Annotated in this window: 28 protein-coding genes and 1 pseudogene; 10 read left to right on the top strand and 19 right to left on the bottom strand. The window is 64.8% G+C overall.

Features of this window, described 5'->3' with window-relative positions:
* Positions 1–107: 107 nt before the first annotated feature.
* A complete protein-coding gene (locus tag LH407_RS12110) occupies positions 108–914 on the bottom strand; it encodes a hypothetical protein (protein ID WP_322135023.1) in 807 nt (268 codons plus the stop codon).
* Here LH407_RS12110 and LH407_RS12105 point away from each other — a divergent pair.
* From LH407_RS12105 to LH407_RS12095, 3 genes are all read left to right on the top strand, one after another.
* Positions 913–1,698 carry a hypothetical protein gene (locus tag LH407_RS12105; RefSeq protein ID WP_322133733.1) on the top strand — a complete coding sequence of 262 codons (786 nt, stop codon included), beginning with the start codon at positions 913–915 and terminating at the stop codon, positions 1,696–1,698. The genes LH407_RS12110 and LH407_RS12105 overlap by 2 nt on opposite strands.
* A gap of 9 nt (positions 1,699–1,707) precedes the next feature.
* Positions 1,708–2,421 carry a hypothetical protein gene (locus LH407_RS12100; RefSeq protein ID WP_322133734.1) on the top strand — a complete coding sequence of 238 codons (714 nt, stop codon included), beginning with the start codon at positions 1,708–1,710 and terminating at the stop codon, positions 2,419–2,421.
* Positions 2,422–2,485: 64 nt separating this feature from the next.
* Positions 2,486–2,812: a hypothetical protein gene (locus LH407_RS12095; protein ID WP_322133735.1), complete on the top strand. Its 327-nt coding sequence runs from the start codon at positions 2,486–2,488 to the stop codon at positions 2,810–2,812.
* Positions 2,813–2,878: 66 nt separating this feature from the next.
* Here LH407_RS12095 and LH407_RS12090 read toward each other — a convergent pair whose 3' ends face one another.
* From LH407_RS12090 to LH407_RS12080, 3 genes are read right to left on the bottom strand one after another with little or no spacing between them, the layout of a single operon-like run.
* The gene (locus tag LH407_RS12090; RefSeq protein ID WP_322133736.1) at positions 2,879–3,757 is read right to left on the bottom strand and encodes an alpha/beta fold hydrolase; all 879 of its coding nucleotides are present in this window, start codon (positions 3,755–3,757) and stop codon (positions 2,879–2,881) included.
* Positions 3,754–4,392: a TetR/AcrR family transcriptional regulator gene (locus LH407_RS12085; RefSeq protein ID WP_322133737.1), complete on the bottom strand. Its 639-nt coding sequence runs from the start codon at positions 4,390–4,392 to the stop codon at positions 3,754–3,756. Before LH407_RS12085 ends, LH407_RS12090 begins: the two co-directional genes overlap by 4 nt.
* 42 nt (positions 4,393–4,434) lie before the next feature.
* Complete coding sequence (locus LH407_RS12080) at positions 4,435–5,049, bottom strand: LysE/ArgO family amino acid transporter (RefSeq protein WP_322133738.1); 615 nt, start codon at positions 5,047–5,049, stop codon at positions 4,435–4,437.
* A gap of 71 nt (positions 5,050–5,120) precedes the next feature.
* Between LH407_RS12080 and LH407_RS12075 the strand changes: the two genes are divergently transcribed.
* Positions 5,121–5,987: a LysR family transcriptional regulator ArgP gene (locus tag LH407_RS12075; RefSeq protein ID WP_322133739.1), complete on the top strand. Its 867-nt coding sequence runs from the start codon at positions 5,121–5,123 to the stop codon at positions 5,985–5,987.
* Here the strand turns inward: LH407_RS12075 and LH407_RS12070 are convergent.
* From LH407_RS12070 to rplS, 5 genes are all read right to left on the bottom strand, one after another.
* Positions 5,978–6,229 (bottom strand): hypothetical protein, encoded by a 252-nt coding sequence (locus tag LH407_RS12070; protein ID WP_322133740.1) that lies wholly within the window; start codon positions 6,227–6,229, stop codon positions 5,978–5,980. The genes LH407_RS12075 and LH407_RS12070 overlap by 10 nt on opposite strands.
* A gap of 151 nt (positions 6,230–6,380) precedes the next feature.
* Complete coding sequence (locus LH407_RS12065; RefSeq protein WP_179497896.1) at positions 6,381–6,704, bottom strand: DUF2469 family protein; 324 nt, start codon at positions 6,702–6,704, stop codon at positions 6,381–6,383.
* A gap of 29 nt (positions 6,705–6,733) precedes the next feature.
* Positions 6,734–7,384, bottom strand: a complete 651-nt coding sequence (locus LH407_RS12060) for a ribonuclease HII (protein WP_322133741.1) — start codon at positions 7,382–7,384, stop codon at positions 6,734–6,736.
* Positions 7,384–8,163 (bottom strand): signal peptidase I, encoded by a 780-nt coding sequence (lepB, locus tag LH407_RS12055; RefSeq protein WP_322133742.1) that lies wholly within the window; start codon positions 8,161–8,163, stop codon positions 7,384–7,386. The genes LH407_RS12060 and lepB overlap by 1 nt, the downstream gene beginning before the upstream one ends.
* 69 nt (positions 8,164–8,232) lie before the next feature.
* Positions 8,233–8,580, bottom strand: coding sequence for a 50S ribosomal protein L19 (rplS, locus tag LH407_RS12050; protein ID WP_322133743.1), 348 nt, complete (start codon positions 8,578–8,580; stop codon positions 8,233–8,235).
* Positions 8,581–8,798: 218 nt separating this feature from the next.
* Here rplS and LH407_RS12045 point away from each other — a divergent pair, with 218 nt between their 5' ends.
* Positions 8,799–9,434: a TetR/AcrR family transcriptional regulator gene (locus LH407_RS12045; protein ID WP_322133744.1), complete on the top strand. Its 636-nt coding sequence runs from the start codon at positions 8,799–8,801 to the stop codon at positions 9,432–9,434.
* The gene (gene map / locus LH407_RS12040; protein WP_322133745.1) at positions 9,431–10,195 is read left to right on the top strand and encodes a type I methionyl aminopeptidase; all 765 of its coding nucleotides are present in this window, start codon (positions 9,431–9,433) and stop codon (positions 10,193–10,195) included. Before LH407_RS12045 ends, map begins: the two co-directional genes overlap by 4 nt.
* On the opposite strand, the gene LH407_RS12035 is transcribed toward map, so the two are convergent.
* Together LH407_RS12035 and trmD are read right to left on the bottom strand one after the other, a co-directional pair.
* Complete coding sequence (locus LH407_RS12035) at positions 10,176–10,652, bottom strand: hypothetical protein (protein ID WP_322133746.1); 477 nt, start codon at positions 10,650–10,652, stop codon at positions 10,176–10,178. The two genes, map and LH407_RS12035, sit on opposite strands and share 20 nt — an antisense overlap.
* Complete coding sequence (trmD, locus tag LH407_RS12030) at positions 10,649–11,332, bottom strand: tRNA (guanosine(37)-N1)-methyltransferase TrmD (RefSeq protein WP_322133747.1); 684 nt, start codon at positions 11,330–11,332, stop codon at positions 10,649–10,651. The genes LH407_RS12035 and trmD overlap by 4 nt, the downstream gene beginning before the upstream one ends.
* Positions 11,333–11,421: 89 nt before the next feature.
* Here trmD and LH407_RS14225 point away from each other — a divergent pair.
* Both LH407_RS14225 and LH407_RS12025 read left to right on the top strand, forming a co-directional pair.
* Positions 11,422–11,676: pseudogene (locus LH407_RS14225) on the top strand (type IV toxin-antitoxin system AbiEi family antitoxin domain-containing protein); the annotation flags it as partial.
* A 186-nt stretch (positions 11,677–11,862) separates the two neighbouring features.
* Positions 11,863–12,426 (top strand): DUF559 domain-containing protein, encoded by a 564-nt coding sequence (locus tag LH407_RS12025; RefSeq protein ID WP_322133748.1) that lies wholly within the window; start codon positions 11,863–11,865, stop codon positions 12,424–12,426.
* Positions 12,427–12,594: 168 nt separating this feature from the next.
* Here the strand turns inward: LH407_RS12025 and rimM are convergent, their stop codons facing one another.
* The 7 genes from rimM to ffh all read right to left on the bottom strand — a co-directional run bounded on the left by rimM (position 12,595) and on the right by ffh (position 18,219).
* Positions 12,595–13,146 (bottom strand): ribosome maturation factor RimM, encoded by a 552-nt coding sequence (gene rimM, locus LH407_RS12020; protein WP_322133749.1) that lies wholly within the window; start codon positions 13,144–13,146, stop codon positions 12,595–12,597.
* 2 nt (positions 13,147–13,148) lie between these two features.
* Positions 13,149–13,385, bottom strand: a complete 237-nt coding sequence (locus LH407_RS12015; RefSeq protein ID WP_322133750.1) for an RNA-binding protein — start codon at positions 13,383–13,385, stop codon at positions 13,149–13,151.
* A gap of 2 nt (positions 13,386–13,387) precedes the next feature.
* Positions 13,388–13,915 carry a 30S ribosomal protein S16 gene (gene rpsP / locus LH407_RS12010; RefSeq protein WP_322133751.1) on the bottom strand — a complete coding sequence of 176 codons (528 nt, stop codon included), beginning with the start codon at positions 13,913–13,915 and terminating at the stop codon, positions 13,388–13,390.
* A 125-nt stretch (positions 13,916–14,040) separates the two neighbouring features.
* Entirely contained in the window at positions 14,041–14,976 is a 936-nt protein-coding gene (locus tag LH407_RS12005; RefSeq protein WP_322133752.1) for a DMT family transporter, read from the bottom strand.
* Positions 14,977–15,054: 78 nt separating this feature from the next.
* Positions 15,055–15,849, bottom strand: coding sequence for an LLM class F420-dependent oxidoreductase (locus tag LH407_RS12000; protein WP_322133753.1), 795 nt, complete (start codon positions 15,847–15,849; stop codon positions 15,055–15,057).
* Between the two features lie 28 nt (positions 15,850–15,877).
* Positions 15,878–16,672, bottom strand: a complete 795-nt coding sequence (locus LH407_RS11995; RefSeq protein WP_322133754.1) for an LLM class F420-dependent oxidoreductase — start codon at positions 16,670–16,672, stop codon at positions 15,878–15,880.
* On the bottom strand, positions 16,669–18,219 hold the full coding sequence (gene ffh / locus LH407_RS11990; RefSeq protein WP_322133755.1) for a signal recognition particle protein: 1,551 nt from the start codon (positions 18,217–18,219) through the stop codon (positions 16,669–16,671). Before ffh ends, LH407_RS11995 begins: the two co-directional genes overlap by 4 nt.
* 46 nt (positions 18,220–18,265) lie before the next feature.
* Here ffh and LH407_RS11985 point away from each other — a divergent pair, with 46 nt between their 5' ends.
* Positions 18,266–19,480 (top strand): helix-turn-helix transcriptional regulator, encoded by a 1,215-nt coding sequence (locus tag LH407_RS11985; protein WP_322133756.1) that lies wholly within the window; start codon positions 18,266–18,268, stop codon positions 19,478–19,480.
* 97 nt (positions 19,481–19,577) lie between these two features.
* Positions 19,578–20,237, top strand: a complete 660-nt coding sequence (locus LH407_RS11980) for a hypothetical protein (protein ID WP_322133757.1) — start codon at positions 19,578–19,580, stop codon at positions 20,235–20,237.
* A 3-nt stretch (positions 20,238–20,240) separates the two neighbouring features.
* Here the strand turns inward: LH407_RS11980 and LH407_RS11975 are convergent, their stop codons facing one another.
* Positions 20,241–21,629: a dihydrolipoyl dehydrogenase family protein gene (locus LH407_RS11975; RefSeq protein WP_322133758.1), complete on the bottom strand. Its 1,389-nt coding sequence runs from the start codon at positions 21,627–21,629 to the stop codon at positions 20,241–20,243.
* Positions 21,630–21,632 lie beyond the last annotated feature (3 nt).

Here is a 21,632-nt window from a genome sequence, read left to right as displayed (position 1 = left end):
CGTGGTCAAAGCGGCGGGTCGTGCGCGGGTCGGCCTGGCCCATCGAGTACTGCATGTCGCGGCGTTGTAAGCAACCGATCCCGACAGACCCAATTCGACCTCGCCCGTCACTCGCCGCCAAGCGCATCGGTGATGGCCATGGTGTCCGCCGCAAAGCCAAGCATGTAGCCCGCCGCGCCGACTACCGGGAGCACGACGGGGGTGATCCGACGCACAACCTGCCTAATCCTTACCGCCACTTTGCTATCAGCTTCGCGGTACTCAATGTCGTTCGCGAGGGTCGATAGGAAGCCCTGCAATTCGTGAATGCGCGCAACGAGATCGAGATCGATTGACCCGTTGGCGGCTTCGAGAAGCGTGCGGACCTCGGTGATGAGACCAAACACGTAGACCTGCGCCTCGGGATTGAGCCTGAGTTCGTCGGAATCGAGCAGGCCTAGCAATTCATCGAGCGCTCTCCGCGACTGTGCGACCGAATCGCTCGAGACCTGGATATAGGCGGGCGTGCTTTTCGCGATGTATGCACCGAAGTTCGCGAGGCTGGCGAGGGCTTCCGCAGAGATGAAGGCCCGATCGGTTTGACTCGCGGCCGACCAGTTTTCCTTTGGCAAGACGACCGCATCCCACCACTGCGGAAGGAAAATCCGGAAAGACGCCATGTCCTCTCCCGCACCGTCGAATTTGTCCAGTAACCGGTTCGTCTCCCCGAGCAGCCAGCACGCCCGGATCTGACTCTGCACGAATCCCAGTTCGGTGCCTCGCGTGCGGGTCCCTCCACCGCGCACGCTGAAGATTGTCCTTCCCTTGGCTACAGCGACCGACTTGCTTAGCACTTCATGTAGTTCTTGAGCAGGATTCGACATGGCCGAAAGCCTAGTAGCGCCACCGGTGAAGGGTCGGTAGGGTTCGGCCATGACGTGGGAGAGTTTTCTTGGATGGGTTGCCGATTGGAATCAGTCGCAAGGATTCTGGACCGCTGTTCAAGCGGTCGGCACCGTACTGGCAGCCGCGGCAGCTCTTGTCGCGGTGATAGTCGCTCGATCCCAACTCGCGGAGTTGACACGCTCGAACGGCCTACTGACGAACTCGAACGATTCAATGACTCGCTCAAACATCGCCTTGACCCGCCCCTATGTGGTCATCGATTTCGAGTTCCGCCCCCAGGTCGACAGAGCTGGCGCAACGCGAGGCACGTCGATCGCGGTTCGTGTTGAAAATGCGGGGAAGACCCCCGCGAAGGATCTCACCCTTAAGGTCACTCCATCATTCCCATTGCCCGATGATCCCCGCAACCTGAATTGGCGAAAGGCAGTCGGCGAGCTAAATACGATCATGAACGGAGAGACGGTGATCAAGTCTCTGACGCACGTGCGCCCGCTGTCGTTCTATATAGATCAGGCAAAGGACATCATGGGTGACGATGTAGATGCCGGGGGGTGGCAAGTCGATGCGATTTACTACGACGCCGAGGGACACAAGTTCGTGGAGCGGACAACGCTCGAACTCAGCCACTGGCGTCGGGCGCTGGTCACGGTAGATCCCACATACCGGATCGCCAAGGGCGTGCAGGCGATCGCCTACGAGGTCAAGAATCAGAAGGTTCCGTCCTTGGATTTCACGTTTGAGTCCACTCCTCACCGTATAGGCCGCCCGTCAATGCGTGGCGTCTCCCGTTCTATGCGCCCACACAGCCGCTAGCCTCTCCCCGTGAACTGGTGGATCGACTTTTGGGATTGGGCTGAAGGATCACAGCTTGGGTCCACTGTCGTCGGCGGCATCCTTGTTGCAATTCTCGTGGCGGTTGGCGCTCTTTCAGTTAGTTTCATTCGACAGAACTGGCGAAGTCGGATCTGGGGCGGGCTAGCTCGCTTCGTTCGCAAGGCGTTGTCCGTGCGCCCCACAACTACGGGAAGACTGGGAGCACTGCGGCGGGAGGCAGAAAGAGTCGGAGCTGATCGCGTTACGAACACGATCGGTCCCGAGCTAGTGCGAGTGCGCGAGGAACTCGAAAAGGCTCAGGCATCGAACGAAGAGCTCCGCAAAACCTTGGAATCGGCCAAACACAACCAGAGCGCTCATGGAAAGCAGATCCAGCAGCGGCGATTGCCACCACCCGCTCCCCGTTGGCATCTGGAGATGGTGGAGGATCGAGGTGACTACCTCGTGTACGAAATCCGCAATTTGATGCCGAATAGTGTCGTCCTGAATGCACGCATGGAAACGGCTCGGGGAACCGGGTTCGACTTCGGGGATGCGGCATTCTGGGAAGACCTCTCGGGCAAGAAATCCGGTCAGTTTATGGGCGAGGTCACTGCTGCGGGACGCTTGCGTGGCTTCGAATTCGTGTTGGAGTGGCTCAACGAGGATCAGGACTTGTGCTCGAAGAAGTGGTGGATGCCTGCGGAGGACGCGCCGTTCTGATCAGGCTCAGCTCGATTCGTGGGGCATCAGGATCGTCTCGACAGCGCTGGGCGGATTTTTGGGTGTGTCCGTCGCCGCCTTCGGTGACAACCAGCCGACTGAGCGCGAGACGCCAGCCGTGTTCTTCGCGTCGCCGATGCTCGCCCTCGCCGGCGCCGTGATCGGATTTTTCGTCGCATCCCTCGCCTCACCGCGCCTTCGCGCCGCAACGTGGGAGAACCCGAGCCGCCGCTTCAACTGGATCGTCCTTCTCGTAGGCGCCATCGTCACGACTGGCATTGGTGTTGCTGGCGTGCTAGCAGATGATGCGTACGAGGCCGTGCCGTGGTTCGTCATAGGGATCTGTCTCGCCGGAGGTTCCGTCATCCTCCGACTCATGCGGCTTCCGTGAGCCGGGCGTCCCAGCCTTCAACGACACATCAAGCTAGCGGGATTGGCTAAGCCGCGTAAGCAGGCGCTAGGCCATGTCGCCCAGAAACTCCCGCACCTCGGCGAGGAACCTGTCGTGGGCTTCGAGCTGCGCCCAATGCCCGCAGTGCGGAACAACCACGAGGCGGGCATCCTGCATGAGCGCAGCCGCCCGACGGGAGTCGTCTGGATCCACGAGGCGATCATCAGCGCCGTTGAAGAACAGCGTGGGGACCGTGATACTGCTCATCTGCCCGGTGTGGTCGTTGAGCATGCCGCGTCTGCCGAGTGTCGCCTGGTTGTAGCGCGCGTATCCCACACCACCACGCGGGTCTCGTGCCTCGCGCACAAACTCCTCTACCGCCTCGGGCGGGAGCGTCGAGGGGTCGGTGACGAGCGCCCGAAGGGCCGAGCGGACGAAACGATTGGCAAAGCGGGCCGCCGGCACGAGCATCCAGTCGGGCGCTTGCGCTGCCACCCAAGCCCAGAACTGCGCCGTGGGATTGCGCAGAATCGGCGTCAGGCCGCCGGGCGCGATGAGTACGAGGCCAGACACGAGCGCGGGATGCTTGAGCGCAAGCGTTATGGCGACATCACCGCCCATCGACACACCGAACACCACCGCCCGCGGGATGCCGAGCGCCGCCATGGCCTCGGCAACTACACCCGCGAGCGCGCCCGGACCACCCACCGGCGGCACACTCACGCTCGCGCCGAACCCGGGCAGGTCGATGGCCCACACCTCGCGATCCTCCGAAAGTGGCTCCATCAGGCGGTACCAGGAGATAGCGGCGTTGTCGGTTCCTCCGCCGTGAATGAGCACAAGCGGCGCCAGCGATGACGGAGCGCCCGCGTGCAAAACGCGCAGCACACCCGCTGACACGGCGACGGAGCGTACGTCCGCGCCGGACGGAACGAGTCTCGTCAACTAAGGCTCCTATCCTCGATGAGCCGTTCCGCGAAGGCGGCGAAGAGTGCTTTGCCCTCCTCGAGATCCCCGCGACCGGTGTCCGCGCCGCGCGCCAGTAGTCCCGCCATACCCGCGATGAGGTCATGGTTGTTCTCGCCCGGCTCGCGTGCTGCGAGACCGTAGTTCCACAGCGTGAGGTTTGTGGCGAGCGCCGCCGCGTTCAAATGCGGGTCCACAAGGTCCGCGCGCTGCAAGTCCCGGATGAACTCGGCCCCGAGCAGGGCGCGAGCGTCGAGTCGATCCCGCCGAGCTTCCGCTGCGGCAGGCAAGGGCGAGTCGGGGTCCACGTAGAGGCGAACGAGCACGGGACGCGATGCGAGCGCGGCGCTGGAATGCAACCACAGCCTCGAGAAACGGCCACCCTCCGGGTCGTCGGCCACGAGCCGCGCCGCGTGCCGGATCGCCTCGACCAGCTCCCGGTCGATGACGGCGAGCAGCAATTCCTGCTTGCTCGCGAATCGTCCGTACGGCACACCCTTCGCGACGCCGGCCCGAGCGGCCACGGCATCCATGCGCACGCCAGAGAATCCCCGATCGACGATCACGGACGCAGCAGCATCGAGGAGGTCACTCGTGGGGATACTGGGTCGCACAGGGCTCCTAAATGACCAGATTTGAGTTTCTGGTCATTTAGCCTAGCGCGGCAGTAGCCCCAATAGAAGGCTCACCGCGATCCCGATCATCACGACGGCGATCACCCCGTCGAGAATGCGCCACGACACGGGCTTGGCGAACAGGGGCCGGAGCATCCGTGCACCGAAGCCGAGCGCGCTGAACCACAGCACGCTGCCGAGCGCGGCACCCACCGCAAACCACCAGCGACCGTCGCCGTGCGTTGCACCGATCGAGCCGAGCAGCACCACCGTGTCAAGGTAGACGTGCGGGTTGAGGAACGTCAGCGCGAGCACAGTGAGCACGGCTGAACGCACAGTGGTGGGCGCGCCAGCGGGGTCGGTGTCGAGCGTCGACGGACGCAGCGCCCGGATGCCCGCCCTCACGCCGTACCAGATGAGGAACGCCGCGCCCCCGATGCGCACCACCACGAGCAACCACTCGGCCTGCTGGATGATGGCACCGAGACCCGCGATCCCGAGCGTGATGAGCAGGGCATCCGCCGCCGCACAAATGGCGACAACCGGCAGCACGTGCTCGCGACGTAGGCCCTGACGCAGCACGAAGGCGTTCTGGGCGCCGATGGCGATGATGAGCGACAGTCCGAGGCCGAGGCCCGCGAGCAACGAGGTAAGCACGATCCGAGAGTAGAAGCCTGGCGACCATTACTCCAGTTCAGGTTTCTGTAGCACCATTAGACTGCCTAATCATGGATATCGGGCAACTTCAGGCTCTAGCTGCAGCGGTCGACACGGGAACCTTCGACGCCGCAGCGCGCGCCCTCCACGTCACCCCGTCTGCCATCAGCCAACGCATCCGGGCACTCGAGAACTCCGTTGGCGGGGTCCTGCTCACACGCGGCAAACCCGTCACCCCGACCGCCGCCGGCACCCCTCTCCTGCGCCTCGCCCGCCAAATCGACGCGCTCACCACGGATGCCCGCGCCGAGGCAACGGGAGCCGAGACCACCCCCACCATCCCCCTCGCCATCAACGGTGACTCGCTCGCGACCTGGGCCCTCCCCGCTCTCGCCTCCCTGGCACACGACCTCGTTTTCGACATCCACCGCGAAGACCAGGACCACTCGTGGGATCTCCTCCGCGACGGAACGGTGATGGCGGCGCTCACCACTGAGGCGCGACCGGTGCAGGGATGCACGTCCACGCGCCTTGGCGTCATGCGGTACCGCCCCATGGCCACGCCCGCCTTCGTGGAGCGGTGGTTCGCGGACGGGATCTCCGCACGCACCCTCGGTGTCGCGCCCGTCGTGGTGTTCGACCGTAAAGACGAGATTCAGGATCGCTTCCTACGCCACTTCGGCGACGGCCTCACTCCCCCGCGGCACTACGTGCCGGCCTCGACGGAGTTCGCTGCCGCGGTGCGACTGAGCATGGGGTGGGCGATGCTGCCCGATCAGCAGTCACTCGAGGAGGAGGTGCGCGGCGAGCTCGTGGAGCTGGACGCGCGGCACGAGTACGTGGAGTTGTACTGGCAGCAATGGGCACTGCACACGCGGGGACTTGAGCGTGTGGCATCCGCCATCGCCGACGCCGCCCGCGGCCTCGCTCAGTCGTAAACGCGCACCACGATCCATTCGCCGCCGAGCTGCCGCACGTCGAACATGCGGGAACGGTCGTCGTCATCCGTCCCCTGAAACCGCCAGCCGATGATGTCGAGCGGATGCGTAAACCCGAGCACCTCGTCTTCGAGACGGGTGGGTGTATCGGTCACGCGATAGTGGCGACCCTCCCACACGAGGCCGTAGGGCACGCTGCCCTCGAACCAAATCGTGAGGCGTGTGGCATCGATCAGGGACATGGCAACTCCTCGGCACTCGAACTTGTGTTCGAATCCTAGGTCGCATTCTCGCGACACGCCAAAACATATATTCGACGCTCGTGAGGTGCCGACTTCGGTGGCTGCACGACAAGAAATACCCACCGAAGTGGGCACCTCACGGGAGAGGGGGTTACTCGTCGAGCGCGAGTTCCTTCGGGAGCTCAAGCTCCTTTGCGGAGAGTTCCTCCACGTTGACGTCCTTGAAGGTGAGCACCCGCACGCTCTTCACGAAGCGGTCAGAACGGTAGACGTCCCACACCCACACGTCGTTCATAGTGAGCTCGAAGTAAAAATCGTGCTCCGTGTCCTGACGCACGAGAGTGACCTCATTGGCGAGATAGAAGCGCCGCTCAGTCTCCACGACGTAGCGGAACTGGCTCACGACATCCCGGTACTCCCGGTACAGCGCCAGTTCGACCTCGCGGTCGTAGTCCTCGAACTCGTCCTCATCCATGCTGAGGTCGAGTCTAGACGCGAAAGCCGCTAGATGAGGGCGGGTTGTTTGAGCCAGGTGTGACGGTGCAGCGGCGAAGGGCCGAGGCTCTCGATCGCCGCGAAGTGGTCAGCCGACCCGTAGCCCTTGTTGCCGGGCCAACCGTAGCCCGGGTGGAAGGCATCCGCATCGATCATCAGACGATCGCGCTGCACCTTGGCGATGACGGATGCCGCTGCGACGGAGGCACAGTCGCGGTCTGCCTTCACGACCGTCTGGACTCGCGGTGGCTTGGTGAGCGCGACAGTCAGCCAATCGTGTTTGCCGTCCAGGAGAACGACGCTTTCGTGGATACCCACCCCGGCCTCGTGCACGGCTATGAGCGCGCGCTTGCCGGCCAGCCCGAGCGCAGCCATGATTCCGAGTCGATCGACTTCCTCGGCGTCGGCCATCCCGACCGCCGAGAAACGCACCCATGCAGCGGCCACCGGTGCGAGTTCTTCGCGGCGCTTCTCGCTCAGGAGCTTCGAGTCCCGGAGGCCTGTGGGGATGGCACGAACCCCCGCCTCGACGACGGAGACGCCGACCGCGACCGGCCCCGCGATGGCCCCGCGACCAACCTCGTCGCACCCGATCACATACCGCGCGCCGGACTTCAGCAGCGAACGTTCGACTCGCAGCGTCGGGTCTGCAACGGGCACTACTGATCGGTCCCGGTTGTTGCCTCTTCGCTCGACTCCTCGCGCGCGGCCTCCACATCGGCGAAGGTCAGCGGGTAGTTGTCGAGCCACGTCCAGTGATTTACCGGCCAGCTGACGACGAGCGCGCGCCCCACGACGTTCTCGATCGGCACAAACCCGCCAGTCGGGTCGTTGCGGTGATACGAGGAATCCGCCGAGTTGTAGCGGTTGTCGCCCATGACCCACAGGTGGCCCTCGGGCACGGTGACTTCGAAGTCGTCGCGAGTTGCCTTATCGGCGCCGTCCGGGAGCGTGATGTACGGCTCGTCGAGCGGCACGCCGTTGACGGAGATCTGGCCGAGGTCGTTGCAGCACACGATCGTGTCGCCGGGCATCCCGATGATGCGTTTGATGAGGTGATCGTTGCTGTCAGGCGCCGTGAGGCCAACAAACGACAGCACGGCATCGACGGCGCCAACAAACCAGTTCTGCGGCTGGACGGGCTGCGGGGTCAGCCAGCCACCCGGGTCACGGAACACGACGACGTCGCCGTAGGTGACCGGCATGAGCTCGGGCGAGAGCTGGTTGACGATGATGCGATCGTCGATCTGGAGGGTCTCCTCCATCGACGAAGAAGGGATGTAGAACGAGCGGATCAGGAACGTCTTGATGAGGAACGAGATCAGCAGGGCCGCGAGGATGATGAGGAAGACGTCGCGGATGAAGAGCTTCCATCCCTTGGATCGCGACGGTGCCGGCTGGTCTTCGGCGACCGCCTCATTGATCGTGTTGTCTGTCATTAAACCCCTGAGCTCCCTGCCAGTGTAAGCGGCAGGGAGCTCAGGTAGATGACAACGCGAGAACGCGAATTAGAACTCGCGCTTCTCCTTGATCTTGGCCTTCTTGCCGCGCAGAGCGCGGAGGTAGTAGAGCTTGGCGCGACGCACGTCACCGCGGGTGACGACCTCGATGTGGTCGATCACCGGTGAGTGCACCGGGAAGGTACGCTCGACGCCCACCTGGAAGCTGACCTTGCGGACCGTGAAGGTCTCGCGCACGCCCTCGCCCGAGCGGCCGATGACGACGCCCTGGAAGACCTGAATACGCGAGCGCGTGCCTTCGATGATGTTCACGTGCACCTTGACGGTGTCGCCGGCACGGAAGTCGGGGATGTTGTCCTTGAGGGATGCTGCATCGATGCTGTCAAGGATGTGCATGATTCTTCGCTCTCTGCGCCCGCCACAGGTCGACCGCGGTGTTGATAAAACTCAGGAAAGGTGAAGGTGTGTCTCGTAGAATGCCGGTACCCCTGTGGCAGAGCCGGAACAGGACACGAAGAGCGATTCTCTCACAGAATGCGGTCGGCGTGCCACTCCGTACTCCGACGTTCCGCACACGTTAATCTTCAGGGGACCGAGACACAGAAAGACGACGAATGAACCTCAAGGCAGAACTGTCCGCAAGCTCCCTCTCCGTTCGCGCGGAGCCCGTTCAGCAGCGCAGCGCTGAGCGCATCACGAGCCTGCTGGATGCCGCAGCCGAGCTCATTGACTCGCACGGCATCGACGGCCTCACCACGAGTGACGTCGCGACTCGCTCCGGTTCGTCGGTGGGTGTCGTCTACCGCTACTTCCCGAACATCCAGTCACTCCTGAAGGCGCTGGCCGCACGCAACCTCGACAAGTTCACGACGCGACTGCAGGAGACGCTTCCAGAGGACACCTCCGACTCTTTCGGCGCCATGAACGCAGCGATCGACGCGTACCTGGAGCTCGCCCGCTCGGAGGCCGGCTTCCGTGCACTCCGGTTCGGCGATGTGATCGACGACCGCTTCATCAGCGATGAGCCCGCGCGCTCGACGGGCCTTGCTGCCATGTTCAAGGACATCCTCGTTACCCGCTACGGCATCAACTCCACCCCGGAGCTCGAGTTCGACATCGAGGTTCTCGTTGAGGTGGGCGATGCGCTCCTGCACCGTGCCTTCCGTTACGACCAGCAGGGTGACGAGCGCTTCATCACGCGCCTCCGTGAACTCACCCAAGAGTTCATCGACGCGCACGACGCCGCGTGATCGAGCTTCGCACCCCCGCTGAACTCGACCAGATGCGCGAGGCCGGCAGGTTCGTCGCGAGTGTTCTGGATGCAACATCCCGTGCCGCCGACGTCGGTGTGAACCTGCTCGAGCTCGACGCGCTCGCCCACGACATGATCCGTGACCGTGGGGCCGAAAGCTGTTACATCGACTACCACCCGTCGTTCGGCGGTTCGCCGTTCGGAAAAGTGATCTGCACGTCGGTGAACGATGCCGCGCTGCACGGGCTACCGCACGATTACACATTGCGCGACGGGGATCTGTTGACACTGGATTTCGCAGCATCCGTCGACGGCTGGGTCTCCGACTCGGCGATCTCGCTCATCGTCGGCACACCGCGCGAAGAAGATCAGCGCCTCATCGAGGTCACGAAGCAAGCCCTCGATGCGGGCATCGCCGCTGCGGTTGTCGGTAACCGCATGGGCGACGTCTCGGCAGCGATTGGTGAGGTGGCCCGTCGGGCACGACTCAAGGTCAACCTCGACTTCGGTGGGCACAGCGTCGGCCGGGAGATGCACGGAGACCTCCACGTGCCGAACGACGGCCGTCCACGACGCGGCTTCCCGTTGCAGCCGGGTCTCGTCTTCGCCATCGAGCCGTGGTTCATGCTCGGCACGAAGAAGATCTACACCGACGACGACGGCTGGACGCTGCGCAGCGACGACGGGTCCCGCGCTGCACACTTCGAGCACACGGTCGCGGTGACCGAGGACGGGCCCGTTATTCTTTCGGCGGCGTAGGGTCCTCACGCCCGAAAAGTTCGTCGAGCGAATCGTCTCCACTCTCTTCGGGTTCTTCCTCCGCGTGTGCTGCCGGCTGGGCAACCAGGCCAGCACTCGTGTACGAGATCACGAAGGTGAACGAGAGGGCGTAGAGGATGAGCACCGGGTAAAAACCCAGCGCCCACCCGACGAGCTCCAGGTCGAAAGACACCGCGACCATCGCAATGACGATCGCCACGAGGATGACCAGCATGATGCGTTCGGCTCGCGTGATCGCCCTCGGCCGTCGACGACGAAAAGCAAACTGGTTTACCGCGAGCGAAATGAGCAGCCCCGGAAACGCAAAGAGCCCATTCGCCACGAACTGCAGCGACGGAAGCAAGAACAATTGCGTGGAGAGCATGACGATCGTGTAGATCGTCAGCAGCCCTAGGGCAGCCCCGAGAGCCGGCTGTAACCAGTACCAGAACTTCATGCATCCCCCAGCAGATCGGGTCGAACGCGTCGGGTGCGTTCCACCTGCTGCTCGCGGCGCCACGCGGCGATCGCTCCGTGGTTGCCGCTCAGGAGGATGGGCGGCACCTCACGCTCGCGCCACACCGCGGGCTTCGTGTAACTCGGATACTCGAGTAGGCCGTCCTCGTGGCTCTCCTCGTCGAGACTCTCCGGGTTGCCGATGACACCCGGAACCAGCCTGCCGACTGCCTCAATCATCGCCATCGCGGCGACCTCTCCCCCGTTGAGCACGTAATCACCGAGACTCACCTCGCGTACCCGTGCGACGGATGCCGCGTGCTCCACGACTCGCTGGTCGATGCCCTCGTACCGGCCGCACGCGAACACGAGGCGACTCTCGGTGGCGAGTTGCTTCGCCAAGGCCTGGGTGAACCGCTCTCCCGCCGGGCTAGGGACAATAAGCACCGCATCCGGTGTGAGCACCTCGTCGAGTGCTTCGCCCCACGGCTCCGGCCGCATGACCATTCCGGCGCCACCACCGTAAGGGGTGTCATCCACAGTCCTGTGTCGGTCGTGGGTGTAATCGCGCAGGTCGTGGACGGCGACATCGATGATCCCGCGCTCGCGCGCCTTACCCAGCAGTGAGACATCGAGCACACCGAAGAACTCGGGAAAAATCGTGACGATGTCGATGCGCATCCGTCCAGCGTACGCGGGCGGCCACGCAGCGGCCGCCGCGCGGCGACTCCACACCTTTCGGCCGACCCCCGACCCAAACGTTGCGGAGGATGGCACGCCGCAATCGACGGGTACGGCGTGCACCGCACGGCGTGCCCTCCTCCGCAACGACTCACCGGAGCCGTGACTCCACAGAACCGCGGGACCCGAACCGGCCTTGGCCGCCACCGTTGCACCCTCATCCAATGCGATACGAACAACTGGTCAGACGGACTCACGGCGTATTCCGCGTCGCTCAGTTGAGGGCAACGGGAGCCACATCCTCCGACATCCGCGATGCGGTCTCGAGCGGCGGACTTGTGCGACTTCGAAAGGGGTGGTTGAGCATCCCGAGCGCACCACCCGACTTGGCGCGCGCAGTCTCACTCGGAGCGCGTCTCGCCTGCGTGTCGGGGTCGCGGCTGCGGGGCCTGTGGGCCCCCGAACATCACGAACTCCATATCGCGCGGCCCGCCCACGCCGGTCGTAGGTTCGGTGACTCGGCCGGATGCGTGGAGCACTGGCAATCCGGAACGTGGGCGTCCCTCCCTTCCGCCGTCGAGGCGGTGCCCGCGATCGTGCGTCAGGTCCTCCTGTGCCCCCACGTGGAGTACGAAGACGCGCTCGCGATCATCGACTCGGCACTCAATCGCAGGTCGCTCACACTCGCGACGCTGCGGAACATCGTCGCGACGCTCCCCCCGCGATTCGCGCGAGTACTCCGGGACGTTGATGCCCGCAGCGAGTCGGGCCTCGAGAGCCTCTGCCGGTTCCGGCTTCGTGAGTTGGGGCTCCAGGTTCGCTCGCAGGTCTGGTTCGAGGAGATCGGCCGAGTGGACCTCGTTGTTGCGGACCGCATTATCCTTGAGACGGATGGCCGAGAGTTCCACGAGGCTTCGTTCCTGGGCGACCGCACGAGGGACCTCGCCCTCGTCAGCCGCGGTCACATCGTCATCAGGGTGGCGTACCACCACGTGGTCCACGAATGGAACCTCGTCGAACAGGCCGTGCAAGCTCTTGTGCGGCGCGGGGAACACCGCTGGTCCGCGGCTCACCGTCGGGAAGGACTCGTGTAGTCGCATACGGAGGATGCCACGCCGCAACGGCGGAGGTACGAGCTGGCTGCACGGCGTGCCATCCTCCGCAACGTGAATCGCGGGGCCCCGCTGGGCGCAGCGGAGGCACGTTCCGCCGCGCGGGAACGTTCCGCCGGGCGGGCACGTTCCACCGGGCGGGCCGGAGACCTATTCCTCCGGCAGGTCCTCGAAGAGGCCGAGCGGCGGGGTGAGAGTGAGGGTTCCTGCCTCGATGTCGACGGCAGCCACGATGGCCTTCACGAAGGGAACGAGCACGTCGCCCTTCTCCGTCTCGACGGTGAGGAGGTCCTGCGCCGGGAGGTGGTCGATGCGCGTCACAGTGCCGACCTTGACGCCGTCACGAAGCGCTGTGAGACCGACCAGCTGGTGGTCGAACCACGCGTCATCCTCCGGCGCCTCGGCAGGGTCCTGTTCAATCCACAGGATGGCCTTGATGAGGGTCTCGGCGGTGGTGCGATCGTTCACGTCCTTGAAGAACGCGACCGGCTGCGCGTTGAACCACTTGAGCTCCAGGAGCTCGAGACTCTTGCCGTGCCACGGTGAGGTGGTCGGCACTTGGAGAGTGAACACGGCGCCCGGAACGAAACGTCGTTCCGGGGCGTCCGTGTACAACTCAATCTTGATGGCGCCCTTGAGGCCGTGCGCCTTAGTCAGGCGCCCCACGCGGAGCTGGGTGCCTGCGGTCTTTCTGGCAGCCACCGCTACTGGTCGGTGTCGACGACGTCGACACGCACCCGTCGACCGTCGGCGAGAGCGCCAACGAGGGTGCGAAGAGCTTTGGCGGTGCGGCCTGCGCGCCCGATCACACGACCGAGGTCGTCCGGGTGGACACGCACCTCGAGCACATCCCCACGCGGCGACGACTTCGAGGAGACCTGCACCTCGTCCGGGTGATCGACGATCCCCTTGACGAGGTGCTCAAGAGCAGGAGCGAGCAAGATCAGGCCTTGTCGGCGTCGTCGGCTGCAGCAGCCTCGTCGGCCGGGGCCTCGTCGCCCACTGCGGGAGCCTCATCGGCGGCCTCGGGGGCGGGAGCCTCCTCGGTCGCACCCTCGCTCACGGGAGCCTCCTCAGCAGGGGCCTCCTCTGCGGGGGTCTCGACCTTGGCCTCAGTCTTCTCGGCCTTGGGCTTGAGAACCGGCTTCTTCGACTCGTCAGCGACGAACTCGGCCTTCGCTTCTTTGGTCTTGACGGTGCTCTTGGCGTCCTTGTCGCCCTTGAACTTGCCCCAGTCGCCCGTGAGCTTGAGGATGGCCTCAACCTGCGGGCTCGGCTGTGCGCCAACGCTCAGCCAGTACTGGGCACGCTCGGAGTCAACCTCGATGAACGAGGGCTCCTCGGTGGGGTGGTACTTACCGATCTCTTCGATCGAACGACCGTCGCGCTTGTTGCGCGAGTCGGCGACGACGATGCGGTAGTAGGGCGCACGGATCTTGCCGAGGCGCTTCAAACGAATCTTTACAGCCACAATTCTCCTGATGTGTGTGGTGGCGGACTCGCGATCGTGGGCGTGGGGGCACACTCGAACGCGAAAGCTCTGATGGATCCCATTCGCGCCTGATTAGAGGGTCGGGGGCGAAAGGACTCGACTGGCTATTCTGCCACGGTTTTGCCGCGATCAGAAACGGATGCCCGTCGCGCCGCGACACGCGAACCCCGACGTGACAACGCCACCCCAATGAGGCACACCGCGCCACCGAGGATCGCGAGCGGAGCCGGCACCTCGCCGAAGACGATGAGCCCCATGATGATGGCGAGCGGCGGCACCACGTAAGTGGAGATTCCCAGTTGCCCCGCGGGCACACGCGACAACGCATACGCCCACGTGCTGAACGCGAGGGCCGTGGGCACGGCACCGAGGTAGACCATTCCGAGGACGGCCGATGCCGGTGCATCCTGCAGATCGCGTAGGAGTTCTCCCGTGAACGGAAGGCACACGATGAGACCGATCGCCGCGCCCATAAACGTCACTTGAGCATTGGGGAGGCGGCGCAGCGTGGGTTTCTGCAGGAGCACACCCGCGGCGTAGGTGAATGCAGCGACGAGCGCCCAGAAGACGCCGGGGTCACCCCAGGAGGTGCTGCCCGAGCTCACGCCAATGAGAATGACACCGATGAAGGCAACGGCAGCTCCGACCGCGAGCCACGTCGTGAGGCCTTCCCGAAGGAACACCGCGGCACCGATAGCGATGAGGAGGGGCCCGAGGTTGACGATCATGGCCGTGGTGCCGGCGTCGAGCGTGTGCTCGGCGATGTTGAGGGCGACGTTGTAGGCACCGAACCACAGCACACCGAATCCGATGAGCTGCAACCATTCGATTCGGTTCGGCCACACCCAGCGGCGGCCAATCGCCACGACGATACCGAGGAGCAGCGCACCGACGGCAAGCCTGCCGAGTGCGAGCGCGCCACCGGAGAAGTGCACCCCCGTGCCGCGAATCACGATGAAGGCGCTGGCCCACGCGAGGATCGTCACAATGATCGCGACGTAGACGAGCGGAGTGATCTTGGCCTCGGTTGTGGTGCTCACAGGCTCACGCTAGTGCGCACCACCGACCGCGACAGCGGCAGGGCAGCACGCTGTCTCGAATCCGCCGAAAGCTGGCAGCTACGCGTTCTGCGTGTCGCGCCAGGCGAGCCACTCCTTCACAACACGCGTGTCGTAGTCGGGCCCTGAAATGCCGAGCGTGAAGAGTGTCACACCCTGCTCGCGCAACTGGTCCGCGATCCGCAGATCTTTGCGGCGGGGCTCGTTGGAGAGCTCGATCTCGCTCACGTCGCGACCCACTGACTCGCCATGCTCACGCAGGATGTCCAGCTTGCGCGGCAGATCGTCTGCGCTCACGAAGCTGTGCCAGATGTCAGCGTGCTTGGCGACGATGCGGAGTGTCTTCTTCTCCCCCGCGCCTCCAATGAGGATGGGGATGTCGCGGGAGGGTGCCGGGTTGAGTTTCTGCCAGCGAGACTCGATCCGCGGGAGTGCCTCGGCGAGGGCATCCAGTCGCTGCCCGGCCGTACCGAACTCGTAGCCGTATTCGTCGTAGTCGCGCTCGAACCATCCGCTGCCCGTGCCGAAGATGAAGCGACCCGTTCCTGTGCCCTTGCCGCTGATGTGGTCGATGGTTCTCGCCATGTCGGCCTGGAGGTCGGGGTTGCGGTAGCTGTTGCAGTTGACGAGCGTGCCGAACTCGACGCGGGTCGTGAGTTCGGCCCACGACGCGAGTTCGGTCCATGCCTCGAAGTGCAGGCCGTCCGGGTCACCGGAAAGCGGGAAGAAGTGGTCCCAATTGAAGAGGATGTCGACACCGAGCTGTTCGAGTTCGAGCACGGATGCCCGGATCTTCTCGTAGCTCGCGTGCTGCGGCTGAACTTGAACGCCGATGCGAACGGGTCGAGAGGTCATGCCTTAAGCGAACGTGAGACGCTGCGGCCTATTCCAAGCCCCGACTCGCACGCCACTCCAGGAGCGCTCGCACGGCGGAATCGTCGAACTCCGGCCCCATCATTGGCGCCGAGAAAAGTGTGATTCCCACAGCGTGCTGCTCGTCGAGGTAGGCGTGGTCGAGCGACCCCTGGCCACGCGGGCCCGTGCCCGACGCGAACTCGATGTCGGAGATGCTCCTGCCGATCTCGTGGCACCACCGGGCCAACACTTTGGCCTTCTGCCGGTAGATCTCCGGCTCGACGAAGCTGTGCCAGATATCGGCGTGCTGCGCGACGATGCGCAGGGTTTTCTGCTCCCCCTTGCCGCCGATGAGCACGGGGATATCGCGCAACGGTGGCGGGTTGAGCTTCGACCAGCGGACGCGAATGCGGTCGAGGTCGTCCGCCAGGATGTCGAGCCGCTGCCCGGGGGTACCGAAGGGGTAACCGTATTCGTCGAACTCACGCTCGAACCATCCGGCTCCCGTGCCGAAGATGAACCGTCCCCCACTGATGTGGTCGATGGTGCGCGCCATGTCGGCCTGGAGGTCGGCGTTGCGGAAGATCGTGCAATTGACGAGCGGACCGAACTCGACACGTTCGGTGGACTCGGCCATAGCTGCGAGCATCGTCCACGCTTCGAAGTGCGCGCCGTCCGGGTCACCCGTGAGCGGAAAAAAGTGGTCCCAGTTGAAGATGACGTCGACCCCGAGGTCCTCGGCTCGTCGCACCGCGCTCGAGATTTCGTGCCAGGTCGCATGTTGGGGTGCGACCTGGGCGCCGATACGGACTCGCCTGGTCAACGCCCCAGGAACTTCTGCAGGCTCGCCAGTTCTTCTTCGCTCGGGCCGCCCGGCTTAGAGCCCAGGCCGAACCCGGAGCCGCCGCCCGCGGGAGTCGCCGACTTGCCGGCAGCCAATGCCGCGTTTTCGGCAGCTCGCTTTGCCGGGTTGCCCGACCGCGAACCTTTCTTCTTCTGCTGAGACTTGCCGCCACCGAACTTCTGTCCGGGAATGGGACCCATGCCCGGAATCTGCGGGGTACCGCCCTTGGCAACGGTTTTCATCATCTTCGCCGCCTGCTCGAAGCGGTTCACGAGTGCGTTGACCTCGGTCACCGTCGTTCCTGAACCCTTCGCGATACGAAGGCGGCGTGACCCGTTGAGCACCTTAGGCTGCCGGCGCTCCTGCACGGTCATCGAACGGATGATGGCCTCGGTGCGCGTGATCTCACTCTCGTCGAAGCTGTCGAGCTGCTGACGCATGTTCTTGCCACCGGGAAGCATCCCGAGCATGTTCTTGATGGAGCCCATGTTCTTGAGCTGCTGCATCTGCTCGAGGAAGTCCTCGAGGGTGAAGGTGTCGGTCGCGAACTTCTCCGCGGTCTTGAGCGCCTGCTCCTCGTCGAAGGTCTTCTGCGCCTGCTCGATGAGGGTGAGGATGTCGCCGAGGTCGAGGATACGGCTCGCCATGCGGTCGGGGTGGAAGGGCTCGAAGTCATCCAATCCTTCACCGGTGGACGCAAACATGATTGGACGACCGGTGACGGATGCCACGGAGAGTGCTGCACCACCGCGCGAATCGCCGTCGAGCTTGGTGAGCACCACACCCGTGAAATCGACGCCGTCCTGGAAGGCGCGAGCCGTTTGCACGGCGTCCTGACCGATGAGGGAGTCGATAACGAAGAGCACTTCGTCGGGATCGACGGCCTTGCGGATGCCCGCCGCCTGCTTCATGAGCTCTGCATCAACACCAAGCCGACCCGCGGTGTCGACGATCACCGTGTCGTACTGCTTGCGGTTCGCTTCCTTGATGGCGTCTTTTGCGACCCTGATGGGGTCGCCCTTGCCATTGCCGGGCTCGGGCGCGAAGACGGGAACACCGGCCTGCTCCCCCACAACCTGGAGCTGGGTGACTGCGTTCGGGCGCTGAAGGTCAGCAGCGACGAGCATCGGGGTGTGACCCTCAGACTTCAGCCACTTCGAGAGCTTTCCGGCAAGCGTCGTTTTACCCGCACCCTGGAGGCCTGCGAGCATGATGACCGTTGGGGGCTGCTTCGCGAACTCGAGGCGACGTGTCTGCCCGCCGAGGATGCCGATGAGCTCCTCGTTGACGATCTGCACGACCTGCTGGGCGGGGTTGAGCGCCTTGTTGACCTCGTCGCCGAGTGCACGCTCGCGAATACGACCGGTGAAATCCTTGACCACCTCGAGGGCGACGTCGGCCTCGAGGAGAGCTCGGCGAATCTCGCGGACAGTGCCGTCGACGTCAGCGGGGCTGAGCTTGCCCTTGCTGCGGAGCTTGGTGAAGGTATCGGCGAGGCGATCCGAGAGGTTTCCGAAGAGAGCCATGGTGGGGCTAGTTTACCCGCGCAATGCCGGGGGTACTGTGGAGCGCATGAGCGCCGACCGAGTCGCCACGCTGGGGTCGGCACGCTGGGCGGCCCCGGTGATCGCCGCTGCGGCGGTCGGGTTCGCGGCACTGTCACTCCTGCTGCCGTCGTCGACGCGGGGTTTTCCTGGGCATCCGCTCGCCGTCGGGGCCCTTACTGTCGCGGCGATTGCCGTCGCCGTGATCGCTCGCCGCGCACCGTCTCGTGGGGCACGGCGCTCACTTCTCGCGACGTCACTCAGTCTCGCCCTCTACCTCGCGCTGGGGCTGCTCGTTTTGGCGCCATCCAGTTCGGTGTCCGCCCCGGTGGCCGCACGGGTCTGGAGCGTGCTGTGGATCGCGCCGATCGTTCTCCCACAGCTCGCGGCGCTCAGCGCCGGACAGGCGCCACGACGCTGGCTTCTCATCCCCGGCATCGCGAGTGTCGCTGCGGCCATCGTGGCCGTCGCGGTTATTCGACCCGACGTCGAGACCGTCGCGACCGCCGCCGACCTGGATTCTCCGCTCATCGCCGATATCACGAGCTCGCTTGCTCTCGCGGCTCTGCTCGTCGCCCCGATCTGGTTCGCCGTGCACCTCGGGCGCGCGCCCCGCGACGGTCGTCCCCGGATGCTCGTTCTGACTGTCGCGTCGATAATCCCGGTGATTGTGGTCGCTTTCTGTTTGGGCCTCTCCGTTTTCCGCGGTCAGGGCGGCGTCGATCCGACGAACGGGTCGGTCGCGTTTGTTGTTGTGCTCGCCCTCGGGGCTTTGAGTTCGGCCTTCGCCACGGCAACGGCGGCGGAGGTCGGGGCGCACAACGCACGGCGGATCGCAGTTGCCACGGTGATCGTCGCGCTCATCGTTGCGATCGTGGTGGCGGGAACCGCTCTCGTGGCCTCCTCGCTGCGGCACGGCACAACCCTGTCGGCAGTTCTCGTGGCAGCAGTCACCATCGCGTCGATGGCAATCGTGTTCGCAGCTTCTCGAGCGATCGCGCGGATGCTGGCCCCTCCGCCGGTCGCCGATCGGCTCGGCTCTCTCAGCGCGCGAGAGACCGAGGTGCTGTCGAAAGTTGCCGCGGGCCTCGGCAATGCTGACATCGCGGCCAGCCTGCACCTCAGCGAACGCACTGTGGAGAGCCACGTTCGTAACCTCTACACGAAGCTCGGGCTCGCCGCTGACGACAACACCAATCGTCGTGTTGCCGCGACCCGCATGTGGCACGAATCCGGATTCTGAGCGGTGCGTCGGCACAATTCAGTGCCAGCACGGATGCCCCGGGACTAGCCGTCGACGGATGCTCGACACATCCGCATCACCGTCGAAGGAGTTACCCATGCCCGTCACCGTTGCCCGCCCCGCGTTCGCCGTGGCCATCGCCCTCGTTGTTGTGGGGACCGCGCTTCGCGCGGCCTTCCTGCTGTGGCATCCGCCATTCAGTATCGACTTCTACGACTACGACCAGGTGAGCGCCTTCGCCGACAGCTATTTTTGGTTCCACTTTTTCGTTGGTGCGCCCGGTTTCGTGGCGCTCTTCGTCGGGTTCGCCGCGATCACGGCAACGATGACGCGGGAGCGCGGCGGCCTACTCGCCGTCATCGGTGGCGTTGTTGCCTCGATCGGCGGAACGGCATTCGCTTTCGGGCTTGCCGCGGAGGGACTCGTGTGGGGCTACGCGCTCGACCCCGGCATCGTCGACGCCGCCACAGGCGCGACCTTGCTCGGTGGGATCGAGTCCGGTCCCCAGATCACGACGCTTCTCCTTGTCGCCTCCGGCAGCCTGGTCATTCCCATCGGTGTGCTGCTCCAGTTGATCGCACTGTTTGTCTCGAAAACCGTTCCCGTGTGGTTGCCCGTGGCAACCGTGCTGGTTCTCCTGCTCGCCCTCGTTCCCCTTCCGGCTCTCGATGCACCGCGCGTCATCCTCGAGTCCGTCGCGCTCCTCGCTATCGCGTGGTTCGCCGTGCGGGACCGTCGCCGCGCACACGCAGCGTGAAGCTCAGGGCTCGGAGGGTTCTGCGAGCAGCGCTCGAGCCGCCATACCGATGACGGCACTGTAGGTCGGATACGCGAACTTCACGCCCCCGAGTGTTGAGACGTCAATGCCAGCCGCCATCGCCGTTGTCACCGACTGCACGACCTCGACCGCGTTCTCGCCCACCGCGTGAGCTCCGAGGATGAGTTCGCGCCGACGGTCGGTGATGAGCTTGAGAAAACCGGTCTCGCGGTCGTCGATGACCGCTCGATCGACGCTCGAGAAGGGGATCGTGGCCACGAGGCACCGCGGATCGCGCTCGCGCGCCTGCTCCTCCGTGAGCCCGACACCCGCGTAGTCGGGATCGGTGAACCCGCCGGCGGGAAGCAAGTGGTGGGGCGTGCGGCGGTTCGCGTCGAGGACCGCGTTTTCCGCGGCGGCCTCTCCTTCGAAGTGCGCGGCCTGCACGAGCATGTCGCGCCCGTTGGCGTCACCAACGGCGAAGACGTGCGGTACCGAGCTCCGGAAGTACTGGTCGACCGGAATCGAGGAACGCACGACCTCGATTCCCGCATTTGACAGGCCGAGATCCTCGACGTCGGCGGGCCAGCCAGTCGCCATGACCACGGCGTCGACGGAGGCTGCGACGGGTGCGCCGCCCTCAGCCCACGTGATGGTGACGGTGCCGTCATCCGCTCGCTCGAGCGAGGTGACGGTGTCGATGCCCGTACGCACGTCGATCCCCTGCGCTGTGAACGCGTCGGCGACCGCGCGCGAGATGTCCGGGTCAGACGGCATGAGGATGCGCGGCGCGAGGTCGAGCAGCGTCACCTGTGACCCGAACGCGCTGAAGATCGTCGTCAGCTGCGCGCCCGTATTGCCCGCACCGATGATCGCGACCCGTTGCGGCAGCGCGGGAAGGTCGAGAACGTGCTCCGGTACGACGGCGAGTTCCGCGCCCGGGATCGGCAGGAGGCGTGAGTGACCGCCGACGGCCACGATGATCGAGTCGGCTGTGATGCGCCGCCCGGAGTCGAGCTGGAGCGTCGAGGCAGCCGCGAACCGTGCCTTGCCTTCGAGAATGAGCTCGATCCCTGCCGCAGCGAAGCGCTCGGCCTCGTTCTTCATGCCGCGGACCCGATCGACCGTCGCCCTCACCCGCGTCACCGTCGCCGACCAGTCGAGCTCGGGGCCGGAACCGAGGATGCCGTAGGCCTTCGCCGTCTGAACCTCACGCACGAGCCGTGCCGTTTTGGCGAGCACACGCGTGGGAACGCAGCCCGTATTCACGCACGTCCCGCCAGTGCGTGACGCCTCGACGACGGCGACGGATGCCCCCAGTTCTGCCGCGCGGAGGGCTGCTGCGGTGCCGGCCGGCCCCGCCCCGATGACAACTACCTCGAAGTGATCCACGGT

It is taken from the genome of Antiquaquibacter oligotrophicus (assembly GCF_020535405.1).
Classification (GTDB): domain Bacteria; phylum Actinomycetota; class Actinomycetes; order Actinomycetales; family Microbacteriaceae; genus Rhodoglobus; species Rhodoglobus oligotrophicus.
This window is presented reverse-complemented; position numbering and strand designations above follow the sequence as displayed.